Origin of the sequence: Paenisporosarcina quisquiliarum (assembly GCF_043641925.1) — a bacterium.
Lineage (GTDB): Bacteria > Bacillota > Bacilli > Bacillales_A > Planococcaceae > Paenisporosarcina > Paenisporosarcina quisquiliarum_A.
On sequence record NZ_JBHZRU010000006.1, the window covers coordinates 92,292 to 109,545 of the forward strand.

Below are 17,254 nucleotides of genomic sequence, written 5' to 3' on the forward strand. Positions count from 1 at the left end.
ATTCTCTGCCCATTTTGAATCCCATCTCTTTTAGATAGTCACTGCTCAAAATATGATTAAAAACAACGACATGTATGTAATTGTTTTTACGACGTGGAGCTGCGGACAATAAACGCTTTTTAGGTTTTAAAGAATAGTAATAGACCAAGACGACATAACCTCAAGATGTTGATGAATATTCACTGATTAAAGCTGCAATATTTGATTGAATTAATCGATCTTCTAAATACTCTATTAATATTTCGGAATTTTTCGTTGCCTGATAAATTTTCTTTGTTTCAGATGTAGACCAACAAATATTGTGTTTTAGCATACTGTACCCCCATTTTTCATGTTCTTCTATTTCAATATTTTGAATCTAAACGACATATAATAGTCTTTATCATAGTAAACTTTGATATTTATTAAGTAATGCATCAAGTTCTTGACTGCACGTTATTACTCGATGATCTTTCCTTCCTAAAGATTTTGCTTTTGCATACAAATCTAGTCTTTTCAATTTTATTTTTCTGAGTAAGATCGTTTGGAGGATCCATCTTTTCATTGTTTCACTATCTCCTATAACATCGTTTGATTTATTTTAAGTACTTTAAAATTTGTTTTAATAAATATTTTTAGAGCCGCTGCGATATGTAAAATAAATTAAACTTCTTTTTGGGAATTTAAACTTTACTTGTTATAAGGTGAAATTAACTCCTTAATCATCAAAAAGCTAAGAAATTTATGTAATTATAACCATTATATTACTTTCAAAATGCAAACATTGTCGAAATTCGTCAGGACCTATAATAATTTATTGTATTTACCAAAAAGAGGTCGCAAATCTTTCTTTCTTTAAATCGTTTAGAATAATTTCATGTCCCATTTCAGGTTGTCCAGTTGTAAGAGCAAATAAGCTATATAGCTCATCTTCAAAAGCATTCCACCATATGGATTAACGCTTCGTACATTAAGCCTCTAGAATTTTCTCTTTAATGAAAGAGCCTAAATATTCTGTAGTTTACTTACTATTTAAAATCATTTTAAACAAAAAGAATCCAACAGCAACTTATCTGTTGGATTCAAATTAAAACATTCATTTTTCATTATTCCGGATTGTTTTATGCAATTTCCTGTTCCTACTCTTCATCGTGTAAGAACAATACCCAGTCGAATGTTCCATCAATATCTTGAGCTAATCCCACTCCAAGTTTTTCATATTTTGAAGATAAAATGTGCTCTCCGTTCATTGGATTACCTATAAGATGATCGATAGCAAATTCGACATCATTACTTGCTGTTACTTCATCGATCGTCCCTTTTAATTTCTTGTTAAACTCTTCTTCATAAAATTCTTCAACAAAATTAAATGCGTGATCTGTATTTGGATATTTTGCAAATCCTCGGGCTTTAATATGTGTTAAATGATTTAGCTTTTCATCAATTGTTAATGGTGAAAGACCTTTTTCTTTTCTTATTTTATTTATTAATAAAATCATTTGAGCTTTTTCAATAGCAAGCTCTTTAGGAGTTAACCATTTAGTGGGTGGTCGATTTAGTTCATACTCATCATCTGGAATAAATTGATGTCCCATCGGATTCAAGTTTCTTTCAAGCAGGCGAGCTAGGAATGCAGCGTATTCTTGACGAGTTACCTTCTCATTTGGCAAAAAATTTCCATCATTTGGACCAATACTACCCGCTGCATGACTTAATGCACTAATTTGTTTTTGAGAATGAAAAGTTTTTAAGACATCTTTATAACCCACGTCACTACGATCTAATGGAATTTGATAAGAACGTGTTAAAATTAATGCCATTTGCGATCTAGTGAGTATAGCATTAGGATCGAAATATTTAGAACCATTTTGTGCAACTTTTCCTTGTATAATACCCAAATGAACTGCTTGTGCCACAGTTTTATAATGGGAATTATTTATCGTCATATCTGTGAAACCGGGATTAACCGGATTAATCAGAAGGTCTCTTCGTTCTCGCATAATCATCGTGACAGCTTGAGCACGTGTAATTCCATTCGTTGCACCAAATTCTCCGTTCGGATAGCCCTGTATAATTCCTCGGTGTGCTAAATAGTCTACTTCATCTAATAATTCAGGTTTTACGTCTTTCAGTGATAGGTCATCATGAAATGCATAAGATGTATTCGCATGCGAAATTATAAATAGTGCTGCACTGAAAGACAGTATTATTTTTATCTTCATACAAAAACCCCTTTTTTTCTTATTATACCATTTTTATGAAATGAATGAATATTTACATTAATTTTTATTATACAAAGTAGTTTTTTGTCATTATATCCCCGAAATAGGTCAAGTTATGTTTTCACCTATAAAATGCTGATAAACTCTATACTACATTATTGTTATGATTATCTACTGGCAGTCAGAGGAGACATCAATAAAACAGTATTAATAATTATTATATATTATCTTCCTAGGTGCACTGATACTAGCTTTCTCTACAATCACCTAATCTATCACTGTATTTTTTAACGGATGTTGTCTCCCCCTTAATTCAAACAAGATATTAGCTCATTGCTAATAAACTTTAACCACGATGTATTACTTCAATAAAAATGGTGTCTTTAAGTATAGTTTGCTTGATAAAAAGACGAGCAAACTCTCGAATGTCCTTGCAAAGGATACATGTTACCGATACGGAATTAGTTGTGGCAAGTATAAATGGAATAATTCATACACTAAGTAAGTAATCAATACACAAAAAAGTAGTGATTCAAGCCAATCTTGGCCAGGATCACTACTTTTTTTGATCAAGTCATATAATTAATGCCTTCATTTTAGTGAACAAATTTACTCCTCACATTTCCACTTGTACTTCAAAACTTCTTGCTAAAAATGCTGCAAAATGAGCACGTGTCACTGGACTTTCTGGTGAGTATTTACCATTGTCTCCAATGGTAATACCATTTGAATAAAGAATACTTATATAATCACTTGCCCAATGATTTTTTGAAACATCTACAAAAGAATGTTCACCTTTTTTCTTTAAATCAAAAGCCAGTACCAACACTTTGGCCATTTGTGCGCGAGTTAAATTTTCTTGAGGATTAAACTTACCAAGATCACCAGAAACCAATCCTGCTAACTGGGCTTTTTTAATCTCTGGATAATATCGATAGGTTACTTGTACATCAACAAAGTCAGCTGCCTCTAAAACTGATGGTAAATCAATAGCTTTTGAAAGTAAAACCGTTACATGGTCACGACGTATAGAAGAGTGAGGTTTGAAAGTATTGTCTTCATAACCTAATATAATGTGTCGATCTCTTAATTGATTAATATCTTTATATGCCCAAAATTCCGATGGTACATCGCTAAAATCAGGCAAATGAATTTCTTCAATAACATTTATTTTTATCTCAATAGTTTTATTATCGTACGTAGCCTTAACATATGTTTCGCCAGCACTTTTTAGCTGGATATTCCCTTGAATTACTTCAGCGATGATGTTGTCTTCAGATATCCAAGTCGACTCCTTTGTGACATTTTCAACTGAACCATCTTCCCTTGTCGCTTCCATTTCCACTTGTATAAAATCTCCGATTTGTCCGTCAATGACACTAATACTTGGAGTTACAAACGATACAGGGTTTGCTTCCACGACTTCAATTGGTATTTTTGTGGATAGACCGCCATATGAAACTGAAATATTCCCTTCACCAATCCGAAGTGCGTCTACTTTGCCTTCTAGAACAGTTGCAATTGCATTTTCACTAGAATTCCATACTGCTTCATTGGAAATATTAATTTCTGTGCCATCTTTAAGAACAACGACTGCATCTAATTCTACAGATTCCCCAGGAAATAATTTGATGTTTTCATTTGAAATCTTTAAATCAATTGCTGGATTACCTGTTGACGGTACTCCAAAAAGAGGTAGTTTTAGATCTGAAGCGATCACTAATCCATTTCCAAAAAACTGGTCAAAGCCTGGTAATCCTAAATCCAACGTATGATTTATTAATAAAGATCTTAATTGATAATTAGATAATGATGGATATGCTTGTTTTAATAAAGCTAAATAACCTGATACAAAAGGTGTCGCCATTGAAGTCCCATTAAGTCGAGCATATGAGTTATTAAGGTATGTACTTAATACTGCAACGCCAGGAGCTACCACTTCAACATCTGGACCAGTGGAAGAAAAAGAAGCAAACCTATTATTTTGATCAATTGCTCCTACTGCAATAACAGACGGGTATCTTGCCGGAAAGTCCACAGTGTCACCTGATTTTGTCCCATCGTTACCCGCGGCAGCAACAAGCAAAATACCCTCGTCATATGCTTTATCCACTATGTCTTTAAAAGCAGGTGACTCTGATTGAGTACTCAAGCTTAAATTGATAATATCCATTTGGTTTTGAATTGCCCAATTGACTCCTGCAATCACATTCGACAAATAAGCACTACCTTTTTCATCCATTGTTTTAACGGCATATAATTCAACGCCCGAAGCTACACCTTTAACACCGTATCCATTGTCACTTGCACTGATAATACCGGCAACATGCGTACCATGACCATTATCATCTTGATAGGAATTGGTGTAATCCACGAACGACACTCCACCCGCAATCACTAAATCCTCATGACTTGAAATACCTGAATCAATAACTGCAACCTTTACCCCTTTTCCTGTATAACCCGTTTGCCAAGTTTTAGTAATATTTATAGATTGGATACCCCAATCCAAAACTTGTGAATTAGATTTAATTACAAGATCTTTCTCTATTCGTTTAATCGAAGGATCTTTTTTTAATTCTTGAATGCCTTTTTCTGAAACCGATACAGCTGCAACCGCAATATCATCAAACTCTATGTTAATCTCACCATCCACTTGCTCAATAACCTCTTCACTTATTTGATCATTGAATGTGATGAGTACTCTTTGATCTTGCGAATCTTCTGCGGAAACAACAGAAACGTTGGCTATTAATATAAGAAAAATAAGTGTTAAAAACACTTTTTGAAAATGACTCATTTCACTATCTCCTTTAAAACTGTTTATTAAAAATATAATCTCTCGTTTATATCGGACATCTTCCGATTCTATACATAAGTCATTTGTTTTAAATGCGTTCTTCTGAAACTACGATAATTGTGCTAGATAGTCTAAATTACTCAATAGTTATCCCTTTCTATCTATTATTTAATGAATTTAAAATATAGAACACATTGCCCTATTCAATTCCCAATGTTTTTCTTGTATATTTTTACAAAAGGAGGAATTGTTATGAAGTACTTTTTCTATGTAACTATGATTTTTTCCATATTATTAACTTTTTCTTTACCTAATGAAGTTTTTGCTAAAGGTAAACAATACCACGATGTAGTAGGATTATGGGCTGAGATGGAAATAAACTATCTTTCTGGTGAAGGTGTGATTAGCGGCTATCCGGATGGCCTTTTTAGACCGAATAAAGAAATCACGAGATTTCAAGCTGCTGCTATGCTGAAGAAGGCTTTGAATATTCCTACTAATGATTCACTAAATTCTATTTTTAAAGATATTTCCAAAGAGTCTCCTATGTATGGCATTGCAGCCACAATGAATGAACTTGGTATTATGAGAGGTTCAAACGGATATTTCCGACCTGGGGAATCCCTATCCCGTGCTCAAATGGCGGTAATATTACGACGAGCATATGAACTCCCTCATACCGAAAGACCATTTTTTATAGATGTTGAACCCAATCATTGGGCATTTTTTGATATAAACTCATTGACAGAAGAAAGAATTGCAGGTGGTTATCCAGATGGCTCTTTTAAACCATCAAATGCCGTGACACGTGCTCAATATTCTGTATTTTTAGCAAGAGCAATGGATGACAACTTGAAATTAGGTTCAGCAAAACAAAAAGTTGCGCTGACTGGCAAAAGCATTACGTATGATGGATATCGATATTCATTTACCTCTCAATTTCCTAATTCGGTGGAAAAAGACTATATTGTTAAACGAAATTTATCTAGTAAAACTGATTCAGTCCTAGTAGATGCATCTAAATTAGTTGATTCAGAAGGATATCCTTATTTAATGGAAGACGACTTTGGAGGTTCTGAAGGAGCATTATTCGAACGAGAAATGATGATATATGGGAACGAGCTATATTATTTAATTTTTCCAGAGATGAATTTTAACATAACTCAAGTTAAACAAAGCACTTTGATGAAGGTTTCACTTAATGGTGGAAAATCGGAACCAGTCTTTAAAAAGGTCTTTGCATATGGAAGTGAAGGCTATAAATCACTTGATGGGAAACGTCGGTTGGATGGTTTAGGACCGATTGCTACTAAAAAGGTTCGTAACTATACAATATGGAATGATAAAATTTATTTCATAAAATCCGTAGAAAAACATACTGGGCTAGATATTGTATCTCAGGAGAACCTTTCAAAAAAAGGGGAAAATGTGTCCTTATATATATCAGACTTAAACGGGACGAATGTTCGACCGTTAAAAACACTTAATATTTTTACTTATTCAAACGTAGAGAACCAACCTTATTACGATACAGTCGCAATAGATCATTCAAGTATTTACTTTGCTAATGAAAACGGGGTTTTTGAATTGGATTTAAGCACCCTAAATACAATAAAAATCTCTAAAATCGTTGCATCAGAAATTAGTACAGATATTAATTTTGTATATATTACTGATTTCAATGGTAACAAGAGAAAAATAAAAAAATAATTTCAAATGAAAGATAAAGGAGAACGTCATGAATTTTTCATGACGTTCTCAATTTTCCATTAATATAAATTGTGTTTTTACACAATAAAAAAAATGCCTAAGAAGAATCTTAGACACTTTAGAGAAGAAAGGATCGATGGCTCACCAACCATAAAAATCCCTTCACTCACTACTATTACCCGCTAGTGTAGACATTAACCATGAAATTTATTCCAATAAAATATTGAGATATTTCAGCCTATTAATGAAATGTACTTACTTTTGGTGAATGATGAAATTTAAATTAATTGTACTAAAGACATGCTTTATTAAATATACAAACTTTTAAATAAGATTTGTTATAACCGTTCAATATATACAAAGTATGACTTGGGAGATACTCATTTCTAATTCATCCCCAAATGTCATTACAAATATATGATGAGATATACAAAGACATACCAAATTTGTTCTTAGTCCAGACTATTTATTTAGCTCACCCGATAAAATCATAAACTACAAAAATAAATGACTATCTTAAAGATATCGAGGCGAAATTATGAAAAAACATTACTATTAGTTGGTTTAACGTTCATTTTATTATTTACGGAATTTTTCGAAGTACAAGCTGCAACAGTACATTACAATGATGTGAAAACAACAGACAATTTCTATTATGCTGTTGAGAATCTTTTAAACCAAGATGCAATTAGTAGTACTTTACCGGAATTTTATCCATACAAACCTATTACTCGAGGTCAAGCTGCTAGTATTATTGTAAAAGTATTAGGTCTAGATATTACAAATGTTAAGGATCCACACTTCACAGATGTTCCTCCAACACATCAATTCTATCCATACATTGCTGCCCTACAAAATGAAGGAATTATTGGTGGCTATTCGGATAAGCGATATGGAGTCAACGATCCGCTAAAACGTGGGCAAATGACAAAAATATTAGTGGATGGTTTCAATATACCATTGATTGGAATATACGATGCGAATTTAGAAAATTACTCTGATGTATATAGAGCCTATGTTGATACAAATGATGGTTATAATTATATAGCTTTTAAAGCTCCTTTCGGAAAATATATTTATACAATGGATTATTATGGATATATTTCAGGCTTCAAAGATAATACTTTTAGAATGAATGCCTATCTTAATCGCTTACAACTTGCATTAATGATTGAAAAAATCCAAAGAAAAAGAGAGGACTTTGATTACTTCTTTTTCAAAGATTTCGGCTTAGAAAGTAAAGAGACCTATGATACTATAGTAGGAGAACATGGGGAAACACGATTTGTTTCTCTTGATTCATCTATAATTTCAATAATTGATACAATTGATGATACATCTTTTGGACTCCAAAAAACTTTTCAACCGCCAGTTGCAGATCAAATGATAATAAGAAATGATAATGAGTACGCAATACTTAAACCACATAAAGCAGGAACAACCCAACTCTCTCATATTTCTGAACCTACAAAAAACGGACGAATTACAACAATAATTGATGTTGTAGTAACCGAAGAGAATGATAAATTGAATGTTGCCATTAAAAAAGCACCTTAACTTCGGTTTTTATAGCTCGCCCATATGAATCAAAACATAGCCAAGATTATCTATCTATTGAAACCAAAAGCTAAAAGAACGAACAAGTTGACGCAGTCAATAAGTTCGTTCTTTTATTTTCCAACAATATTAGACAATAAGTAAGATTCTATGTGGTTTAACCGATAGAAAGATACGCCAGTAATATTGGTCGAGTACCAACGTATAAAATGCTGTCCATATTGAGTTGATTTCCGTGAAATTTTAAATAAAGAATTCATAACTCTAATCAGCACTGATTGTAGTAATTTAGAACCAATTTTAGTAATATCGACTTAAAAGGTATTAATTCCCTATTAATCCAGTTAATCTAATATTAGGGGGAATTCAAAATGAAAAAATTATTAATTAGTGGCTTATTAGCTTTAACCTTTGCACTTACTACTTCTACTTTTGCTGCAGCGAAAGAATTTACAGATGTACCTACGACACATCAGTTTTATGATCACATCCATTACCTTTACGATGAAACCATTATTACTGGTTATGAAAATAATCAATTTAAACCTGATGAAGAACTTTCTAGGGGACATGCAGCAGTAATGTTAGCCCGTGCATTCGATTTAGATTTAACTCCTCGAGAGACAGTTTTCAAAGATGTAAATAAAACGATTTCTGGAGCTGTTCAATCCGCATATGAAGCTGGAATTATTAATGGGAAAAGCCCAACTTCATTTGCACCAAACGACAAAATTACTCGCCAGCAAATGGCCATGTTATTGGCAAGAGCATTTAAGCTCGAAGAAGAGTCTGCGAAAGAATTTAGTGATGTTGGTTTGCAAAAGGAATCTTACTCAGCAATTCGTAAAATACATGCATTTGGTATAACAGAAGGTGTGAATGATACCCACTTTAATCCAGGAGGGTTTGTAACACGTAAACATTTTTCAGCGTTTCTTGCACGTGGATTGAACGAAGACCTGAGACTTGATTCATCAAGTTGTGGGTATGATGAAGATTTACGAACTAACCCTAGTCGCCAAACACTAAATTGTATGATTACTAATGCTGCACGTAATGCTGATGGAATCATTCCGCCTGAAATTGTTAAAGGAATTGTTAATGTTGAAAATGGTGAATGGAAACATTACGAACCTAATGGTGAACCTATTATATCTTTTGATGATGGAATTGGGTTAATGCAAATTACTAACATACAAGATTATGATGTAGAGAAATTAAAATACAGCATTGAATATAATATTGAAGTTGCAATTGATATGCTTCTTTATCACTTTAATCGGTCAGACCTACCTAAAATAGGTGCTCATGATCCGAACCAATTGGAAAGTTGGTATTTTGCGGTTATGGCTTATAATGGGACTAAATCGGTAAATAGCCCTTTTTATAAAGCGACTGGTGAACCTAATCCAACTGCTTATCAAGAGAAAGTATTCTTAGCTATTAATACATCTAGCCAACGAGCAACAAATATTCCAGCGATACAAATGTCTTTAAAAGACTTTACTTATGGTGCAGAAACTAATGAAACAATTGTTTTTAATAAACTTAAATTTATGATGAGTTCTGAAGGAACACGTTCGAATGATCGTTTCAAAACAGGTGATCAATCAAAAATGGTAAATACGCGTCTACGTGAAAAGCCAAGTACTAATTCTGAAAAAGTTGAAGTCCCAGTTGGTACACCAATTAAAATAGTTGGTGGACCCTTATATGACTTCTCATCAACTGCCGCAAATAACTTTATTTGGTATCCAGTTGAAATCATGATTAATGGGAAAAAAGATTATCTATATGCTCCTTCACAAAGCATAGAATAATAGAATCGAGCCATCAGTTAATAAAGATAAATTAATATTACGAAAAGAGCGTTACACTTCAATATAGATAAGAAGTGTAACGCTCTTTTATTGTATAGAGGCGTAAAATATCTTGTGTAAATGAATAAATAGAAAAAAGAAGACCTTTTCTTGTAGAATTAAGTCACCACAACCAATTTACAGAAAAGAGGCCTTCCCTATGAACCATTTTACATCAGATACCAAGCAAGCTCTAGTGAAAAAAGAAGACATCACTGCAGTATTCCGTTTTCACTTAGAAGCAGCCGTAAATACATTACTTAAAACAGAGCTTACGGCTTTCCTGGATTATGAAAAATACGACCGAATCGGCTTTAATTCAGGTAATTCTCGAAATGGCGCTTACTCTCGTACACTCCATACGGAGTATCGGGACTTAGAAGTGACCATTCCTCGTGATCGAAACGGTGAATTTAAACAACAGACTGTAGCTCCATATAAACGATCAAACGACACCCTAAAGTCTTATGTGATTCATATGTTTCAAAAAGGAGTGACTATGAGTGAACAAGTGGAAGCTTTTAAAACAAGACCACTATATTCTCGGTATGTGTGTGTCTATTTAGATGCTACATATATTGCCCTTAAGCGTGACACTGGTTCAAAAGAAGCTGTCTATATTGTGGTTGGAATCCGTGAGGATGGCTCTAAAGAAGTACTTACATATACGATTGCTCTAACTGAATCTGCTTTCTTTTGGAAAGAGCTGTTGGAAGATATTAAGGCTCGTGGTGCGGAAGAAATCCTTTTGTTTATTTCAGACGTCTGAAAGGCATTACTGATCGCATTTTTGAAGTTTCCCCTGATGCTCAGTACCAATCTTGTTGCGTTCACCTCTCACGTAACATCGCTCATAAAGTCCGTGTAACAGATCGTTTAGAAATCTGTGAAGATTTCAAATCGTTCTATCGCTCTGAGAATCGTGAAATGGGTGAGAAAGCACTTGAAGATTTCGTGAAAAAGTGGAAATCAACCTATCCAAAAGGACAAAATCATTAATGGAAAACCCATATATATTCACATTCTACAGCTTTCCAAAATCGATCTGGATAAGCATTTATTCAACGAATTTAATTGAGTCGTTTAACAAACAAATCAAGAAATATGGTAAACGTAAAGAGCAATTTCCAAATCAAGAATCCCTTGAGAGGTTTCTTGTTTCTCAATTTGACATATACAATCAAAAGTTTTCTACTCGATGTCATTTAGGTTTTGATCAAGCTCGAGCAGAACTGGCAGCCATGTTCAAAGAATATTAAGAATGGGTGCATGCACCTACAAGAAAAGTTTTTCATTATTTACACAAACTTCTTGACGCTCCCGGTTTCATTTATGTAAATAACACTAAGACCTCTATTTGCTTACTACAAATTTTTTATTAAACTGAATAAAAATAGTATGATTGTTGTTACAACATCTACCATGCTCATCAGCTATTAATAATCCCTTCATATTATATACACATTGAACTGTGTGTTTGAATGTGAGGAACAGTTGTTAATAGTGTTGATATTATTCCCATTGTAGAAATGAGTTAACACCGGAGGAATTTTAATGACGAAAACATGTTATAAAAAAAAAAGAAAAAGTGGCCATGGATTGTAGGCATCCTTTTACTAATGACAACCGTTTTCCTATTAAGTGTTTACCTAAGTTTCTCTTCTGCAATAAAAGAAATTCATAGTCCACTTAAACGTGAAGTATCTGATTTGCGGGTCGGTGAAATAAAACTAGAATAAAAAGAGCCATTCTCAGTTTTCCTACTTGGAGTTGACGAGCGTGAAGATGATGTAGGACGTTCTGATACCATTATTGTCATGGTGGTCAATCCTACAGAAAAGTCGACTAAAATGGTGAGTGTTCCTCGTGATACATACACTGAAATAATTGGACGTGGAATAAAGGATAAAATAAATCATGCCTACGCGTTCGGCGGCCTAGGAATGTCTATGGATACAGTTGAAAAGTTATTTGATATTCCTATTGACTACATTGTTAAAGTTAATATGGAAGGATTTGAAGATATTGTGGATGCTGTTGGTGGTGTCACAATAGATAATACTTTCGCTTTTTCTGCTGGACCTCATGATTACCCCAAAGGAAATGTAAACTTGAATGGTAAAGCAGCATTGTCATTTGTACGTATGAGATATGACGATCCAGAAGGTGATTTCGGTAGACAGAACCGACAAAAACAAGTCACCCAAGCGATATTAAAAGAAGGTGCTTCAGTTAACAGTTTACTCAATTATCGTAGTATTTTTAATGCACTGGGTGCTAATGTGAAATCCAATATGGAGTTTAAAGAAATGGTAGATGTCCAAGCCAATTATCGTGATGCAGTAGGAGAATTAGAACAACTGTACTTTGAAAAAGGAACAGGCGGAAAACAGAATGGCGTTTGGTATTATTACATGGATGAAATTGAGTTAAAGAAAGTCCAGGATAGATTGAAGAAGCATTTGGATTTGAAATAAAAATAAGAGCCAATACAATCAGTCTTCTTTATTGACTAATTTTATTGGCTTTATTGTTGTTAAGAATAGTTTAATGAAGGAAATTCTTACATATTCTTTTTCTTACAAATATTCCAATTATTTTTAACAGGTCATTAATGAATTAGGGATTCAATTTAATCCTCCCAAGTAAAGTGTGCATTTGAGGCTGATGTCCATATTACTATTCCATTGAACATTCCCTATTTCGGCCGACATTTCCACTGCAGTGGTGGGGCCAATCCCCGGAATGCTCAAGAGGAAACCCTCATCAGTCTCCAGTAGTTTTTCTTCAATTAGTTCCTCTAACTGCTTGATTTGACTGTGAATTAACTCATATTCATTCAACTTCTGTTGAAGTAAAATCAATTCACTTTCAAGCATAGTCTTTGGTTTGCGGATCGCATCCTTTGCGTAATCTATGAGCTTATTGATTACACTATCACGGAGCTTTAAATTATTTTCGATTAAAAAATCTTCCTAAGTCCTGCTAAGCCAAGTGTTAGAATGTCTGAAGGGTGAGGATAGTGTCTCATCAAGAATAGGGATGTTTTTGAATCGAACTGATCCAGAATCTTGATCACCTTGTTTTCATCATCGACCTTTACATTTTTTACTTGAAACTCTCGGAAGATGTGATCCATATACAAACGAAGATGATTGATTGTCCTTATTTGAGCGTTCACTAGTGTTCTTTCTGCTCTAGTCAATTTTTAACGATTCTAGCTCAAGTAATGAAACTACGCTCGTTCCATCTCGTCCATGAAGTTACGACTGGACAATCGCCATAAAATCCACACGGTCCGTTTTCATATAATTTAACACGGTTTCTCTTTCTCTCGCAGTTATCGCCGGATTCAAAATACGAACTATATACTCATCATCCATACAAATTCTCACCAGGTCTTCATAATAGTGCGCAGTCAGCCCCTTTATGATTTGTCAAATTCAGTGGAAACGTACTCGAATCAACGATTTTTAACGGCATCGTGTTTTAGAGTAATTCGTTTTCTTCTGAATTTGGAGGACTAAATAAATAGTTGTTGTAAGATGTCAGGATTCATGCCGTTGATTTTCCTGACAGCTGAGAAACGCTAGTAGAATCCAGGTTTGCAGTTTTTTGAAGGTGATCATCAATAAAAACAATCGTTGAGAGCGTGCAAGCTTTCTTTTTCGTGCAGCTGTGCATATAGGAGTAATTTAAAAAATTAGGTCGTTGGTTTTTTAGTATAATGGTCTAATCTCATCACATTTTCTTCAAAAAATTGAAGATTAATTGATGAAAAACATTGTCCAAATGACGTTTTTCGTCGTAATCTTGTCTATTATTTCAACACCAGTGACGTTAGACAAAGAATTTTAATCATTCTTTACTATTGAGCATTCTCGTGGATTATAATTTTCTCAATAGGAATCTCTTTATTAAACTTCTTTCATTATCATTTAAACCAATAATGTAAATTAAAGTAAAGTAAAAAAGTATAAAAATAAACGATGATATAAAAAAATAAAACCAGGACGTTGTTGTACTCCCAAAAGATAATTCTATAACTAAGTTACTTATTATTAAACATATTAATATCGCTGGAATTAAATTTGTAAATAGCGAACTAAAAAAACTTTTGATATTAATCATCATCTTTTTACTATAAAAATAATTTGTAATTATTATATTACCTACTATAATTGAAATCATAGTGCCTATAGCCGAACCCAAGACCCCAACTTTTTTGACTAATACTATTGATAAAACTATATTTACTAAAGAAACACATAGATTAATAATTGCCATTATAGAATGTTTATTTTTTATCTGAACTAAATTACCTACAACATTCTGAACTAAAGGTATCGTGAATGGTACTATTATCATTAATACTACATAATAAACTAACTCATATTCCACCCCTAACCACAGATAAACAAATGATTTTCCGAAAATTATAAATCCTGATAGAAAAAATCCTAATACTATTAATTGTAATCTTCCTATGGTTATCATAAAATTATTTAATTCCTCATTACTAGCTTCATTAACGACCAATCGGGTCAACTTGCTATAAAAGATACTACTTATTGATGTAGATAAACTTATATATCCAGCAACAATCGTCATTGAAATTGCATATAAGGCAACCGCACTCGTATTGACCATTATCCCCAAAATAGTTTGATCTATTTTCCAATAAAGTTGATCTATTACCACATTAATAAACACAAAAAATGAAAATGAGAAAATTTGAAAGATATACATTTTATCAAAATTGTTTATTTTAATCTTTACTTTTAAATATCTAAAAACATAATAAATATTAGTTACCATTATTAATATATTCAGTATGGTATCAATAATTACAATTGCGATTATTCCAAACCCTATATTAAGACAGATTATAATTACCACGAACCTTATGACCACTCTAATCAAACTAATTAACTTTGGAAAAACAAACTTTTCATACGCAAATAATATACCATTAAAAGTATGATTGGGCATAGTCACCATTATGTTTAATGCCAGAATGAAAAACATCTGTTTAGCTTGAACTAATTGAGAATCATTAAAATTATTAAAAACATTGTCAATATTCATATAAAAAATCATGCTCAAAATTGCAACTAAAACAATAATTACCGAATACAATAACAAAGAGATTGCAATAAAATTTTCTTCTGCTGTTTTATTTTTCTCTTCTCGATATTTTGCAACATATCTAATAACTGTATTTCCAAGGCCAAAATCCATAATAGTTAAATAACTTACTAAAGCACCTATTAAAGAATATAATCCAAATTGACTATTCCCTACAAATGAAATGATAATGGGGATTAATAATATTCCTGTAATATTGGTTAAAAATAGGGTTAGATATGTTATTAATATACCATTTTTCTTCTCCTTCATTAATATTACCTACTTTTCATCAAATAATACAAGATTTGGATTTTTATCAAGAATGGATTCATATTGTTCAATAATACCGTATCTTCCTTTGCCGTCTAGTTTCATATATCTTTCAAACTTTTTATGACGGTCTTCTTTTCTAGCCCACCCGAAATGTTTGAGTCTAATATCTGATTTTTCTGTTTGTAAATTGTTAATATTTTTTGGCAGTCTACCACAATGTTGATTTGTCTTATTAAAACGATACTTAAAATGTGGTTGATATCTAATCAAAAATGTAGTGTATCTTTTATGGGCATTCCAGTATATATCTTCTCTATAATAATTATCATTCCACATGTCAAATAATTTAAACGAATATGCATCCACGTTATTGTTTCTTATTAATTCTCTAGCCTGCAGTATCATTTCATCTTCAAAGACTTCGTCTGCATCAAGAGCTAAAATCCAGTCTGGATCCATTTTTAATGTTTCATCCCACTGTTGTTTTCTAAGTTTATACTCCTTACTAAATAAACTAATTTTGTTTGTGATTATCTTATGTGGAATATCTTTCAATATATTTTCGCAAATTTCTTCAGTACGGTCTGTACTTCCATCATTAATTATTACTACATTATCAACATATTTTATAGCATGTTTTAATACCTCTTCGATATATCTGCCTTCTTCATTTTTCACCACCATTGATAGTGTTATTTTATTGTCATTTTTTACTACTCTTTTATAAGATTTTATTTCAGTTAATAGTATTTTATAGTAGCTTTTTAACAAAACACGAATCTGGGTAGGTATATCTGGTACTTTTATTAATGTACTTTTAACCTTGCGCTTTAGATTCATTTTTAGAGTATTATTTTCAGAGAAAAAATAACCACTTTCTTTATATTCATTTATACCAGATAAATGTTTAAGTGTGTATATATGGTAGGAAGGGTAATGTGTATCCACGAATAAATCAAATCCATGAGCCACTGCTCTTATACAGAAATGACGATCTTCACCCCAAAACGAAATATTTTCTAATCTACTAAAACTTATATTAGTTTGTAATACTTTTCCACTAATTAATGTACATGCACCCAAACCACCGACTTTATAAATTCCAGGAATTTTTAGCATATTTCTAAATTCATTAGACTTTTGTCTAATTTCGAATTTTGATAATTTTTCATCAGGATTTTTTATGTACAACTTCCCAACATCTTGAAGCCATACTTGAGGCTCGAGGACTCCTCCCTCTATCCATTGGGTCCAAAATATATTTGAAATTATATCTCTATTTGAGTTGAGTAGTTGTTTTAACGTTTTGGGATGCATAACAATATCTGAATCCACAAAAAAAATATAATTGAAATTATTTATTCTTGCAAAATCAAGCATTCGATTTTTATATCTTGCTACTTTCTCGATTATGCTATCTTTCCAGTGGTGAGTTTCATGATCACATACATATTCTTCTGTTAAGTTTAAATCATTTTCTAGTAAATAAACTTTATTCCGAGAGCAAAAATTTTCAAGTATTTGTTTTGATTTAAAATCTACATTATCGTCTACAAAACAATAATGAACAATTAAATCTTCTTTATCAAGCTCTTCTAAAGAAATTAGAAATTCGTTTAATATATCCGGATGTTGTCTTATGGGACTCGCTACTAACACCTTTGCAAACATATATTCTCGTCCTTTCGTTTATATATATCTCTCTCTTAGCAGTTATTTCTGAT

The 17,254-nt window shown here is 32.5% G+C and carries 10 protein-coding genes and 3 pseudogenes; 5 read left to right on the forward strand and 8 right to left on the reverse strand.

Annotation, left to right across the window (positions count from 1 at the left end; genetic code table 11):
* Positions 1-160: 160 nt before the first annotated feature.
* The 4 genes from ACHUE4_RS06385 to ACHUE4_RS06400 form a co-directional block, all read right to left on the reverse strand.
* Positions 161-313, reverse strand: coding sequence for a hypothetical protein (locus ACHUE4_RS06385; RefSeq protein ID WP_394188544.1), 153 nt, complete (start codon positions 311-313; stop codon positions 161-163).
* Positions 314-382: 69 nt separating this feature from the next.
* On the reverse strand, positions 383-544 hold the full coding sequence (locus ACHUE4_RS06390; RefSeq protein WP_394188545.1) for an aspartyl-phosphate phosphatase Spo0E family protein: 162 nt from the start codon (positions 542-544) through the stop codon (positions 383-385).
* 574 nt (positions 545-1,118) lie between these two features.
* Positions 1,119-2,201, reverse strand: coding sequence for an S-layer homology domain-containing protein (locus tag ACHUE4_RS06395; protein ID WP_394188546.1), 1,083 nt, complete (start codon positions 2,199-2,201; stop codon positions 1,119-1,121).
* 616 nt (positions 2,202-2,817) lie between these two features.
* Positions 2,818-5,001, reverse strand: a complete 2,184-nt coding sequence (locus tag ACHUE4_RS06400; RefSeq protein WP_394188547.1) for a S8 family peptidase — start codon at positions 4,999-5,001, stop codon at positions 2,818-2,820.
* A 252-nt stretch (positions 5,002-5,253) separates the two neighbouring features.
* On the opposite strand from ACHUE4_RS06400, the gene ACHUE4_RS06405 reads away from it, so the two are divergent.
* The 5 genes and pseudogenes from ACHUE4_RS06405 to ACHUE4_RS06425 form a co-directional block, all read left to right on the forward strand.
* Positions 5,254-6,711, forward strand: a complete 1,458-nt coding sequence (locus tag ACHUE4_RS06405) for an S-layer homology domain-containing protein (protein WP_394188548.1) — start codon at positions 5,254-5,256, stop codon at positions 6,709-6,711.
* 630 nt (positions 6,712-7,341) lie between these two features.
* Positions 7,342-8,268 (forward strand): S-layer homology domain-containing protein, encoded by a 927-nt coding sequence (locus ACHUE4_RS06410; RefSeq protein ID WP_394188549.1) that lies wholly within the window; start codon positions 7,342-7,344, stop codon positions 8,266-8,268.
* Between the two features lie 371 nt (positions 8,269-8,639).
* The gene (locus ACHUE4_RS06415) at positions 8,640-10,088 is read left to right on the forward strand and encodes an S-layer homology domain-containing protein (RefSeq protein ID WP_394188550.1); all 1,449 of its coding nucleotides are present in this window, start codon (positions 8,640-8,642) and stop codon (positions 10,086-10,088) included.
* Between the two features lie 199 nt (positions 10,089-10,287).
* A pseudogene (locus tag ACHUE4_RS06420) lies at positions 10,288-11,386 on the forward strand (IS256 family transposase).
* A gap of 546 nt (positions 11,387-11,932) precedes the next feature.
* Positions 11,933-12,604, forward strand: a pseudogene (locus ACHUE4_RS06425) (LCP family glycopolymer transferase); the annotation flags it as partial.
* A 150-nt stretch (positions 12,605-12,754) separates the two neighbouring features.
* Here ACHUE4_RS06425 and ACHUE4_RS06430 read toward each other — a convergent pair.
* From ACHUE4_RS06430 to ACHUE4_RS06445, 4 genes and pseudogenes are all read right to left on the reverse strand, one after another.
* Positions 12,755-13,006 (reverse strand): transposase, encoded by a 252-nt coding sequence (locus ACHUE4_RS06430; RefSeq protein ID WP_394188551.1) that lies wholly within the window; start codon positions 13,004-13,006, stop codon positions 12,755-12,757.
* 541 nt (positions 13,007-13,547) lie between these two features.
* Positions 13,548-13,899 (reverse strand): annotated as a pseudogene (locus ACHUE4_RS06435) (IS4 family transposase); the annotation flags it as partial.
* Between the two features lie 116 nt (positions 13,900-14,015).
* On the reverse strand, positions 14,016-15,527 hold the full coding sequence (locus ACHUE4_RS06440; RefSeq protein WP_394188552.1) for an oligosaccharide flippase family protein: 1,512 nt from the start codon (positions 15,525-15,527) through the stop codon (positions 14,016-14,018).
* A 9-nt stretch (positions 15,528-15,536) separates the two neighbouring features.
* Positions 15,537-17,201, reverse strand: a complete 1,665-nt coding sequence (locus ACHUE4_RS06445; protein WP_394188553.1) for a glycosyltransferase — start codon at positions 17,199-17,201, stop codon at positions 15,537-15,539.
* Positions 17,202-17,254: the final 53 nt, after the last annotated feature.

Excerpts from the sequence above, each read along its gene's own strand:
- ACHUE4_RS06430 (WP_394188551.1), bottom strand. The coding sequence starts at position 13,006 with ATGCTTGAAAGTGAATTGATTTTACTTCAACAGAAGTTGAATGAATAT.
- ACHUE4_RS06415 (WP_394188550.1), top strand. The coding sequence starts at position 8,640 with ATGAAAAAATTATTAATTAGTGGCTTATTAGCTTTAACCTTTGCACTT.
- ACHUE4_RS06445 (WP_394188553.1), bottom strand. The coding sequence starts at position 17,201 with ATGTTTGCAAAGGTGTTAGTAGCGAGTCCCATAAGACAACATCCGGAT.
- ACHUE4_RS06395 (WP_394188546.1), bottom strand. The coding sequence starts at position 2,201 with ATGAAGATAAAAATAATACTGTCTTTCAGTGCAGCACTATTTATAATT.
- ACHUE4_RS06390 (WP_394188545.1), bottom strand. The coding sequence starts at position 544 with ATGAAAAGATGGATCCTCCAAACGATCTTACTCAGAAAAATAAAATTG.
- ACHUE4_RS06385 (WP_394188544.1), bottom strand. The coding sequence starts at position 313 with ATGCTAAAACACAATATTTGTTGGTCTACATCTGAAACAAAGAAAATT.
- ACHUE4_RS06400 (WP_394188547.1), bottom strand. The coding sequence starts at position 5,001 with ATGAGTCATTTTCAAAAAGTGTTTTTAACACTTATTTTTCTTATATTA.
- ACHUE4_RS06440 (WP_394188552.1), bottom strand. The coding sequence starts at position 15,527 with ATGAAGGAGAAGAAAAATGGTATATTAATAACATATCTAACCCTATTT.
- ACHUE4_RS06405 (WP_394188548.1), top strand. The coding sequence starts at position 5,254 with ATGAAGTACTTTTTCTATGTAACTATGATTTTTTCCATATTATTAACT.